Annotated in this window: 9 protein-coding genes and 1 pseudogene; 8 read left to right on the top strand and 2 right to left on the bottom strand. The window is 60.4% G+C overall.

The window, feature by feature from the left end:
- From ACS5Q1_RS31470 to ACS5Q1_RS31455, 4 genes and pseudogenes are all read left to right on the top strand, one after another.
- A pseudogene (locus ACS5Q1_RS31470) lies at window positions 1-136 on the top strand (IS5/IS1182 family transposase); the annotation flags it as partial.
- Between the two features lie 539 nt (window positions 137-675).
- The gene (locus tag ACS5Q1_RS31465; protein WP_473101897.1) at window positions 676-849 is read left to right on the top strand and encodes a hypothetical protein; all 174 of its coding nucleotides are present in this window, start codon (window positions 676-678) and stop codon (window positions 847-849) included.
- A gap of 570 nt (window positions 850-1,419) precedes the next feature.
- Window positions 1,420-2,220, top strand: a complete 801-nt coding sequence (locus ACS5Q1_RS31460) for a TrmH family RNA methyltransferase (RefSeq protein WP_473101896.1) — start codon at window positions 1,420-1,422, stop codon at window positions 2,218-2,220.
- A gap of 72 nt (window positions 2,221-2,292) precedes the next feature.
- Entirely contained in the window at window positions 2,293-3,273 is a 981-nt protein-coding gene (locus ACS5Q1_RS31455; protein WP_473101895.1) for an MBL fold metallo-hydrolase, read from the top strand.
- Here the strand turns inward: ACS5Q1_RS31455 and cutA are convergent.
- A complete protein-coding gene (cutA, locus tag ACS5Q1_RS31450) occupies window positions 3,270-3,599 on the bottom strand; it encodes a divalent-cation tolerance protein CutA (RefSeq protein WP_473101894.1) in 330 nt (109 codons plus the stop codon). The two genes, ACS5Q1_RS31455 and cutA, sit on opposite strands and share 4 nt — an antisense overlap.
- Window positions 3,600-3,648: 49 nt before the next feature.
- On the opposite strand from cutA, the gene ACS5Q1_RS31445 reads away from it, so the two are divergent.
- Genes ACS5Q1_RS31445 through ACS5Q1_RS31435 form a run of 3 tightly spaced genes read left to right on the top strand, consistent with a single transcriptional unit; the run spans window position 3,649 to window position 5,829 of the window.
- Window positions 3,649-4,422 (top strand): NAD kinase, encoded by a 774-nt coding sequence (locus tag ACS5Q1_RS31445; protein WP_203443384.1) that lies wholly within the window; start codon window positions 3,649-3,651, stop codon window positions 4,420-4,422.
- A gap of 52 nt (window positions 4,423-4,474) precedes the next feature.
- A complete protein-coding gene (locus ACS5Q1_RS31440; protein WP_473101893.1) occupies window positions 4,475-4,954 on the top strand; it encodes a MaoC family dehydratase in 480 nt (159 codons plus the stop codon).
- Window positions 4,954-5,829: an HpcH/HpaI aldolase/citrate lyase family protein gene (locus ACS5Q1_RS31435; RefSeq protein WP_473101892.1), complete on the top strand. Its 876-nt coding sequence runs from the start codon at window positions 4,954-4,956 to the stop codon at window positions 5,827-5,829. The genes ACS5Q1_RS31440 and ACS5Q1_RS31435 overlap by 1 nt, the downstream gene beginning before the upstream one ends.
- Before the next feature lie 3 nt (window positions 5,830-5,832).
- On the opposite strand, the gene ACS5Q1_RS31430 is transcribed toward ACS5Q1_RS31435, so the two are convergent.
- Complete coding sequence (locus ACS5Q1_RS31430) at window positions 5,833-6,921, bottom strand: helix-turn-helix transcriptional regulator (RefSeq protein WP_473101891.1); 1,089 nt, start codon at window positions 6,919-6,921, stop codon at window positions 5,833-5,835.
- A gap of 281 nt (window positions 6,922-7,202) precedes the next feature.
- Here ACS5Q1_RS31430 and ACS5Q1_RS31425 point away from each other — a divergent pair, with 281 nt between their 5' ends.
- Complete coding sequence (locus ACS5Q1_RS31425) at window positions 7,203-10,589, top strand: tandem-95 repeat protein (RefSeq protein ID WP_473101890.1); 3,387 nt, start codon at window positions 7,203-7,205, stop codon at window positions 10,587-10,589.
- Window positions 10,590-10,620 lie beyond the last annotated feature (31 nt).

Raw genomic sequence — 10,620 nt, 5'->3', positions numbered from 1 at the left:
CCGACAGGGAATACACAATGGTCGACGCCACCATCGTCAAGGTTCACCGCCACGGACAAGGCGCAAAAGGGGGACTGAGAGCCAGGCCATAGGCCGCTCCAAGGGCGGCATGACCACCAAGATCACTCTCTTCGTCACGCCAATGTAGAGACGTAGACTCTCTTCGTTCTACACATAAAGAACGATTCGTTTTCCTATGACGGCGCGCGTTAATCCATGGGCCTCCGGGGCAGGAGGCATGATCTACGCGAAACAGCTACTATGCCTTGCCTGCGGCTCAATCCGAATTCCCTGCTCCAGCCGATGGAATTCCCTGCCCGGCGAACCGGAAATGGACACGCAAGTGGCTGCGTCTGTTTAGCTTCTGTCGCTGAGACGCCGACGAGAGTGCAAAATTCTGAGCGGTTTCCCTGCAGATTTCCCTGCTGGCAGGGATTCAGGACTGGAGACGGGTTCGCTCCAGACTGCCACCGGCACCATTCCTTCTCTCGAACGATGAAGCGTCTCCGGTTCCGGCCTTTTATTTGTTTTGACGCTCGAGGACAGCAGGGCAATCGAGCCCGCGTTCACCTCAAGAATTTCACCCGTTTTCATCTGCCGAGGTAGCCCACCTGCCCAAGCTTGATTTCCGGCAATGAGGCTTACGCTGCGCCCCATATCGGACAGGAGGCGCCTATGGAGATGATCTTGCTCAAGGTGATGGGCTCAGCCGCCGTAGCCTCCGCCGTCATTGCCGGCATCCTATCGCTCCAGGTGTCGCGGCAGCTTGCCGGGCGAACGCCCAGCCATTCCGATTCATCCCAGGTAAAACCGAACCGGAGCTTCTTTAAAGCCTGGTTCCGGCGATAGAGCGTCTCCAGGAATGATTCTGGCACGAACGCCGCTTGGCCGGAGCTGCGAAACAGGCCATGGACCTGCGTGAACTATCGGCTCCCCGTCGCCGATCTCTGCGGGAACGTCCTCGCAGACTGCATTTCACCCAACATTTCCAGTGAAGCTGCTCCTTGCCCCAATTTTCATGAGCGACCTGATCGGCCATCTTCTGCTCGGTTCGCGTCAATTTGCGGCGCCGGCTGCTGGAAACGGCCATGAAGATGCCGATCAGCAAAGGCCCGCCGATGATCACCAGGCCCCAGACCCAGCCATCGGCTATATCCCAATCCATCTATCATCTCCCTGCGGAAGTCCGCTTTCGGCGGCCCTGTCCGCGTCGAGGGCTAGAGCATCGTTGGGCGCGGAAAACGGGTCCACTTTTCACTGGCATGGCCCTACGGGTCGCTGACGCGGCCCTCCGGGCCCGCACGATGCGCTTGCCGGATTGGAAGGTCGTCGTTCCGCGAGCGGGTTCACATAGGCAAAGTCACGATCCGGCATTAGACAGACGGGATACATCAGCTTGCCCGGAGTGCGCCAAACCCCATGCCAATCCCCATTTCAGAACCTGACGACCCGCGGATCGAGGCGTATCGCTCCGTGCGGGAGCGCGATCTCGTTGGGCGGCAGCGCCGTTTCGTTGCGGAAGGGGAAGTGGTCTTAAGGGTTCTCCTGAAGCAGTCACGCTTCAAGATCGAATCGCTCCTGTTGGCAGAAAGCCGGCTGGAAAGCCTGAGCGATGCATTGAACGTGCTTTCTCCTGAGGTTCCGGTTTACACGGCGAACCGGACGGTGATGGATGCCATCGTCGGCTTTCCGATCCACAGAGGCATCCTGGCCGTTGCTCACCGGCCTTCCTCACCACCGATTGAGGAATTGCTCGCGCAGATGCCGGAAAAGGCGCTCGTAGTCGGTCTGGTCGGCCTGGCAAACCATGACAATGTCGGTGGGATCTTCCGTAATGCCGCGGCCTTCGGTGCCGGAGCGGTACTGCTCGATCAGGAGACTTGCGATCCGCTCTACCGCAAGGCCATCCGTGTTTCTGTCGGAGGGGCATTGGTGGTGCCCTTTACACGTGTTCCATCGGCGGACGCCATGGTGCGGGCCCTGCAGGCAGCGTCCTTCGACGTGATCGCTCTGTCGCCATCCGGCCGAGAAATCCTCTCGCAGGTTCGATCCTCACCGCGAACCGCCCTCCTCCTCGGGGCGGAAGGGCCAGGACTACCAATGGAACTGATGGCTTGCACACGTACCGTATCCATTCCCATGAGCGGCGGTTTCGATTCGCTGAATGTGGCGACCACGAGCGGGATTGCCTTGCACCACCTTGCGAATACCGCTCTCTGATTTGTGAGAAATCAGTCCCTTGTCTCCAAGCGTAGCCGTTCTAGGCTTCCGCTCCCATGACTGGAGACGCCCATGTCGATCACACGCCGCACAATTCTTGCCAGCACCGCTCTTGCCGCTGCTCCCATCGGAGGTCCTGCCTTAGCCCAAACTGCCGCTTCGACCCCGGCCCCTGCGGCTGGCAGCCGCCAGGCTCCCGGCTTCTATCGCTACAAGGTCGGCGATATCGAGGTGACGGCCATCAATGACGGCTCTGCACCGCGCCCTCTCGAGGGCTTCATCCGCAATGCGGAACTGTCGGCCGTCCAGCAGGCCGCCAATGAAGCGTTCCTGCCTCAAACCACGATTCAGAACACCTTCAACGGCCTCGTTATCAAGAATGGCAACCGGCTGACCGTCATCGACACCGGCAATGGAGAGATGGGCGCCCCCACCACGGGCCGCTGGATGGAGAACTTCCGTGCCGCAGGGTTCGATCCGGCCCAGGTGAACACTGTCGTCATCAGCCATTTCCATGGCGACCACATCAACGGTCTTCGCCGCAAGGACGGCACGGCCGTCTTCCCGACCGCCGAAGTGATGGTCCCAGCGGCCGAGTGGGCCTTCTGGATGGACGACGCCCGCATGAACCAAGCGCCCGAAGGCGCGAGGGGCGGATTCCAGGGCGCGCGCCGTGTCTTCGGCCCCATCGCCAACGATGTGAAGCGCTTCGAGGCGGACAAGGAGGTCGTGCCCGGCCTGACCTCTATTGCAGCCTATGGACACTCGCCCGGCCACACCGCCTTCATGCTGTCCTCCGGCTCGAGCCGCCTGCTGATCCTGTCGGACACGGCGAACCAGCCTGCCCTGTTCGTCCGCAATCCGGACTGGTCGGCAGTGTTCGACATGGATGCGGACCAGGCCAGGGCCACCCGCCGCAGGATGCTCGACATGGCCGCCTCCGAGCGGGCACAGGTCGCGTTCTATCACGCTCCCTTCCCGGCTACGGGGCATATCGCGAAGGACGGCAACGGATTCCGCTTCGTGCCGGTGCAGTGGAGCTCAGCTGTTTAAAACCTGCCCCCAGCGGTTTCCCCGATGAGCCACGCCAGGGTGGCTTCATCCGCACCGGTCGGCTCGATGAAGAGGATGACCGGCGTTTCATAAGGGTGTCGCTCTTTCAGCGCCCGATGCACCTGATCCTGAAGGCCCTTACGGGTCTTCAGGATGGCAACCGCCTCCTGTCCCTGCTCGATACTGCCCTTCCAGGCATAGACGGACTGCATGCCGGGCAGCACATTGATACAGGCGATCATCCGGTCCCGAACGAGCCCCTCCCCGATCGACAGGGCGATATCCATATCGGGAAAGGTCGTATAGACGAGAAGTGGGCGATCCATGCTATGCCTTTCCTCCGCATCCGATGGGACGCAACGAGGGTAACTGGGCATGGCCCGCCGTTTCAACAATATCGCATTCGTCGCCAGCGCTGCGCCTGACGCCCAAAGCGCGCTGAAGACCCTGCAGGATCGCTATCCCAACGTCGTCCCCCAGGATGCCGATGCCATCGTGGCACTCGGCGGCGATGGCCTGATGCTGCAGAGCCTCCACAGGTTCATGGGCACGTCCAAGCCGATCTACGGCATGAACAAAGGTACGGTCGGCTTCCTGATGAACGACTATCGGGAAGACGATCTGTTCGAGCGTCTGGAAGAGGCCGAGCGCAGCGTCGTACACCCGCTGCTGATGGTGGCCTGGGACGTGCATGGCGTTGCTCACACGGCGCGGGCCATCAACGAAGTCTCCATGCTGCGGCAGACCTACCAGGCCGGAAAGCTGCGCATCAGCGTCGATTCCCACGTGCGAATTTCGGAGCTCATCGCGGACGGCATCCTGGTTTCGACGCCAGCCGGGTCGACCGCCTATAATCTCTCGGTCGGCGGAACGATCCTGCCGCTCAACGCTCCTCTGCTTGCCTTGACTCCAATCTCCGCTTTCCGTCCACGCCGCTGGCGTGGGGCACTCCTGCCGGATTACGCCAAGATTCAGATCGAGGTTCTGGAAGCCGATAACCGCCCGGTGAGCGCGGTGGCCGACCACACGGAATTTCGCAACGTCTCCCACGTGCATGTCTCCATGGATCGCAGCGTCGACCTCGTGATGCTGCACGATCCCGGCCACAGCTTGGACGAGCGAATCTTACGCGAGCAGTTTGGCTATTGATGCAGCAAAGGCATGGGCTCCAACATGCCGGTCAAACGATGAGGTAAACGTCATGAACGATGACAACAGGCACCCGAGAGGCGGCCTCTATTTCGAGGATTTCGTAGTCGGCTCGACCATCAAGCACCGTCTCACGCGGACGGTGACGCAGATGGACAACATGCTGTTCTCCAACATGACGTTGAATCCGCAGCCGCTCCATATCGACGCGCATTTTTGCGCTACCGAGACGGAATGGGGCAAGCCGCTCATGAATTCCCTGTTCACGCTAGGCCTGATGATCGGCATCTCCGTCAACGACACGACGGTCGGCACGACCATCGCTAATCTCGGCATGACGGATGTAAAGTTTCCAGCGCCCCTGTTCGAAGGCGATACAGTCAACGCAACGACGGAGATCGTTGCCAAGCGCGAGTCGAAGTCGCGTCCCGATGCCGGTATCGTCGACTTCATCCATCGCGCCTACAAGCAGGACGGCACGCTCGTGGCCGAATGCCGCCGACAGGCATTCATGCGCAAGAGGAGCGCCTGATGCGTTCGCTCCTGTTCGTCCCGGGCGACAGCCCAAAGAAGCTCGAGAAAGGCATGAATTCAGGAGCCGACGTGCTCCTCATCGATCTGGAGGATTCGGTTTCCCTCGATGCCAAGCAGGAAGCCCGACGCACCGCCGCCGCCTTTCTCGCCGAGCGCAGCAAGGAAGCTGAACGCCCTCGCCTGTTCGTGCGCGTCAACGGGCTGACGACAGGCCTCATCGATGCAGATCTCGACGGCGTGATGCGATCTGCTCCCGACGGGATCGTGCTGCCGAAAACCGTTGGCGGTCCGGACGTGGCTCATCTCGGCGCCAAGCTGGCGGTGCGGGAGGCCGAGTTCGGTCTTGAGGATGGTGCCACCCGCATCCTTGCCATCGCGACGGAGAATGCTGCGGGCGTGTTTGCGCTCGGCACCTTCGCGGGCGCAAGCCACCGCCTCATGGGCCTGACCTGGGGTGGCGAGGATCTGTCCGCCGATCTCGGGGCCGAGACCAACCGCGGCGAGGAAGGGGCCTATACGGACCCGTACCGGATAGCCCGCGCCCTTACCCTCCTGGGTGCGGCGTCAGCAGGAGTGGACGCAGTCGACTCCGTCTTCACCAATTTCCGCGACATGGCCGGTCTCGAAACTGAATGCCAGACAGCGCGGCGCGATGGTTTCGTCGCCAAGATGGCGATCCATCCGGCTCAGGTCCCGGTGATCAACGGGGCCTTCACCCCGTCCCCTGAAGCTGTCGAGCGGGCACAGGCTGTGATTGAGGCGTTCAAGGCCAATCCGGGCGCAGGCGTCGTCGGCGTCAACGGCGAGATGCTCGATCGCCCACACCTGCTCCGGGCCGAACGGCTCCTGAGGCGAGCCGGCCGGCTTTCGTAAAGGTCAGCTTCGTTCTGAGAAACGAGATAGCAGGCTCACGAGTTGGGCCTGATGGTTCGTGCCTGTCTTCGCGAAGATCGATTTGAGGTGATACCGGACGGTCTGAGTCCCGACCTCATTTTCGTTTGCGATCTGCTGCGTATCCAACCCCTTGAGAAGCGCCGAGGCCACACGCAACTCGGCGGGCGTCAGTTGAAAGATTTCCCGCACGGTCGTCAGTGCCAGGGTCCGATCCTCCGTCGGATCGGTGATCAGCAGGATGGCTCGTGCCCCTTGAAAGATATCGCACGCCGCTCGGGCGACCGGGTAGGAATGCAGAAGGAACGGGAGACCATTGGCTCTATGGAGGAGGGCGGAGATCGGCCCGTCGTCCTGCTCGCCGATCATGGAACGGGTGGAGGCGGTGATCAGGTCCTGCAGCGCCTTATTAGCCTCGCGCTCCGGTGAGCGCAGGCGCGACGAGACAATTTGCAGGTGCTCGCCAAGATATGCCTCGGCTCGTCCGTTGAGGCGAATAACGCGCCCCAGCCAGTCGATCAGAATGGCCCCGCAGGTGAAGCGCTCGAGGCCATCGACGAGCCCTTCCGCATATGACAGGCGTGCTTTCGAGGCCAGGCGAGCCGCCCTGCGCACATGAGGCAGGTCGTGCCGCAACAGGGAGAGATCGTCTTTCGAAAAGGGCTCCCGCTTCGCCCGACGATGAAGGGAAAGGGCAATATTCGCGCCTCCTGTCTCCATCAGGATTGTCCCGGCAAACCAGCCGAAGCCGACTGAAGGGAGAAACTCGGAATAAAGGGGCAGCTTTCTCAGCTCGTCTGCCGTGGCGAGGTCGGCATCGGTGACGATCTCTTTCCCTTTCCGGGCCAGTGGGATGCCGCGCTGGGTACGCACATCGCGCGCCTCCCAGTCCTCGTCGAAGAACCGGGTGCAGAATTCCTCAAGGGCATCGGAATGGATCAGGCCTCCCAGGGAATTCGCATAGGACAAGAGAATGCCCCCATCCGCGCCCCACGCGGCACTCGCCAGATCGAGCGCCCGTCCCCACAACTCCGGAACAATCGCGGCCTCATAGAACGCATCGGTCGCAGGCATCTCTTCTTACGCTCGGGACTTCGAGGATCGCCACTGTTGCCGAAAGGCAACCATTGGAAAGCGACCTAACCAATAGGAACTTAAACGTTATAAACTACCCATATGGGCAGTGTACAGCCCCGGGCCGTATGTTCTTATCCGATATAACACCACAAATCGCACTCTTCCCGCGTGGTTGGAAGCGGCAGGGCAAATGAAAACTCACCGAGCCGTTCCGGTCCTCTGACGGCTGGAACTGCTCAAAATAGGCCCGCCACGAAGGCGGGTGTTGGGGGATATCTATGTCTCAGATTCTTATCGATGCGTTCAATGCTGCCACGACATGGCAGCAGGCATTAGCGGCAATTAAGAATGAAGAATATGCATCGCTTCTGCTTGAGGATACTCATCGCGCCAAAATCAATCAGCTTCCGGATGATGGTGGTCGCGAACAAGCCATCGGCCTCGGCGTGAACGAGATCAAGACCCTGTTTGGCGACTTCACCACCGTCGACGAAATTAGGTCGGCCGTGCAGAAGCAGATCGACGTGGAATACGCCAAGTTCGAGGTCATCGAGGGGGTCAGGACTGCGAATGGGATCGGTGAGATGAGGGACGCTCTCAACCTCGTCCCAATCCTGAATGAGCACCGCCAGAATCTCATCGAGGAGTGGTCCGCCAGCGAGATTGAGGCCGTGCAGGCACGGGTGGCGGCGCTCGAGGCCGAGGAATACACTCTCGTTCTGAAGGAAATCGCCTCGCGCGCCGGCGGCGGAGCCTATCTCGACCTCCTGGCGGCGAAGTTGGTGATCGTTCGTGACGATCCGGAGGCCGATCCCATCTTCGGCACCGGCACTCTCATCCCCGCGCTCAAGGCGGCGGATCTGGCTGTCAATGCGGACATTCTGGCCGCTTTCAACGCAGCCAACAGTTGGCAGGAAGCCTTGGCTGCGATCAAGGACTACGACGACCTTCTGCTTGATCAGGCCTATATCGACATGCTCGGCGATCTTCCCGACGATAAGGGCCGTGAGCAGGCTATCGGAGACGGAATCGTCCAGACGAAAGCCCTGTTCGGCGATTTCCAATCCATCGCGGACCTCAAGGAGGCTCTCGAGTATCAAATCGATACTGAACACGCCAAGTTCGAGTTCATCACCGCGCTTGACGACGCCGTGACTGCAGAGGAAATGACCCTTGCACTCTATGAAACCGTCGAAACCGTGCACGAGGACCGGCAGGAGCTGATCGCTTATCTTCTCGACAGCGGCGATCCCGAGGCCATTCAGCTTGCAGAATTTCTCCAGACCACAGCCTACACCACGGTTCTGGCCGAAATCGTGACACACCTCGACGATGAAGCCTACATGGCTGAGTTGGGCGCCCGCATGCTGGTCATCCGCGGCACCCTGCAGGGTGGCCAGTTCTTTGGCGATACCCGGATCATCTCGGCACTCGCCGAATCTCACGAGCAGATCGAGGCGACGTTCGATGCCGTGATCACCGGCGACACCACGGGCACTGCCTCAGAAGACGGCACGGAAGTCGCCAGCGGCACTCTGTCGGTCGAGGACGAGGATTGGGGCGAGGACGCCTTCAGGCCTGCGTCCGAAAACGATCTACAGAAGGAGTACGGGGCGTTCACTTTCGACGAAACGACCGGAGAGTGGAACTTCACTCTCGACAATGCTGCGGCCCAGTCCCTCAAGGAGGGCGAGGAGGTCGAGCAGACTTTGACGGTTGTGTCACTCGACGGCACGGCATCCGAGACGATCACCGTCACGGTGACTGGCACGAACGATGCCCCAGAGGCAGCCGCGACCGGCAACGAGGCATCGGGCGATGAGGATACGATCATCACGGGACAGGTTCCGGCCGGCACGGATGTGGATGGGGACGAACTGACCTATGAGCTGGTCGAGGAGGTGGACGGCCTGACCCTCGACGAAGATGGCAGCTTTACCTATTACCCGGCCGACAACTTCAATGGTGAGAAGACCTTCGAATACCGCGTGAGAGACGCCAACGGCGCTCTTAGCGGAATCCAGACTTTCACCATCACCGTCGAATCCGTCAACGACGCTCCTGTGGCGGCAGAGGACGGCAACGACTTTACGGGTGACGAGGACGAGACGGTCACCGGCGCGCTTCCAGCCGGTACCGACGTGGACGGGGACGATCTGACCTACGTGCTGGTTGGATCGTATGAAGGCCTGACCCTCAACCCGGACGGCACATTCAGCTTCGTCCCGCCTGCGAACACCAACGGCACATTCACCTTCGAATATCGGGTGGTAGATGACGAGGGCCTCGAGAGCGAGATCCAGACCTTCAGGATCACCCTTGACCCGGTCGACGATGCCCCCGAAGGCGCAGGCGGTGACACAGCGGGCGATGAGGACACGATCATCAGCGAAGCGGTTCCGGAGGGTACCGATCCCGATGGTGGCATTCTGACCTACGTATTCGTAGGGGAGTCGATCGCTGGCCTGACCTTTAACGAAGATGGCACCTTCACCTATGAGCCAGCCGACAACTTTCATGGCGAGGTGACGTTCCAGTACAAAGTTGTGGACGAGGACGGGCTTGAGAGCGAGGTTCAGACCTACACTATTTTCGTGACAGCGGTGAACGATGCGCCTGTGGCAGCCACGGCTGGCAACAGCGCCTCAGGGAACGAAGACACGACGATTAACGGAGAACTTCCTGCCGGTACCGATCTGGACGGAGATGACCTGACCTACGAGCTGGTGGCACCGGTCGCAGGACTAAAACTCAACGCGGATGGCACCTTCCGCTATGTTCCGCCAGCCGATTTCAACGGCACCGTCACGTTCGAGTATCGGGTGGTAGATGAAGCAGGTGAAAAGAGCGAGCCTCAGACATTCACTCTCACCGTCAATGCCATCAACGATGCGCCACGGGACATCTCCCTATCGAAGGCATCGATCTCCGAGAATGCAGTGGCTGGAACTGAGGTTGGCAAGCTGAGCGCCTCCGATCCTGAAGGTGGCACGCTCACCTATGCTCTGCTGGACAATGCGGGCGGCCGTTTCGTCATCGACGCAACGACCAACACCCTCAAGGTCACCGACGGCACCAAGCTTGATTACGAGCAGGCCATGTCGCACAACGTCAGGGTTCAGGTGAAGGACGCGGTTGGCGCGACCTACGAAGAAACCCTCGCCATCGACCTCACGGACATCACAGGCGAGACCGTCACGGGCACAACCGGCGCGGATATTCTCGCCGGCGGCCTCGGGAAGGACGTGCTCAAAGGCGGTCTCGGAAACGACAAGCTCTCGGGCGGCGTCGGCAACGACACGCTGTGGGGCGAGAAGGGCAAGGACATCTTCGTCTTCGACTCGAAGCTTGGTACGTCGAGCACGGACCGGAAGGTCAACTTCGACGCGATCAAGGACTTCTCGGTCAAAGATGATAGTCTCTATCTCGACAACGCCATCTTCAAGAAGCTCGGATCGGGCACTCCTACCAGCCCCAAGCAGCTCAAAAGCTCGTTCTTCACCATCGGAGACAAGGCCAAGGACAAGAACGACTACTTGATCTACAACAACAAGACTGGCGTCCTGTCTTACGATGCCGACGGTTCGGGCAAGGGCAAGGCGGTTGAGTTCGCTCAGCTCTCGAAGAACCTGAAGATGACCTACAAGGACTTCTTCGTCATCTAATCCGGTCTCGGCTTTAGACTGAGCCCGGCAC

The organism is Microvirga sp. GN3 (assembly GCF_055792825.1).
This window is presented reverse-complemented; position numbering and strand designations above follow the sequence as displayed.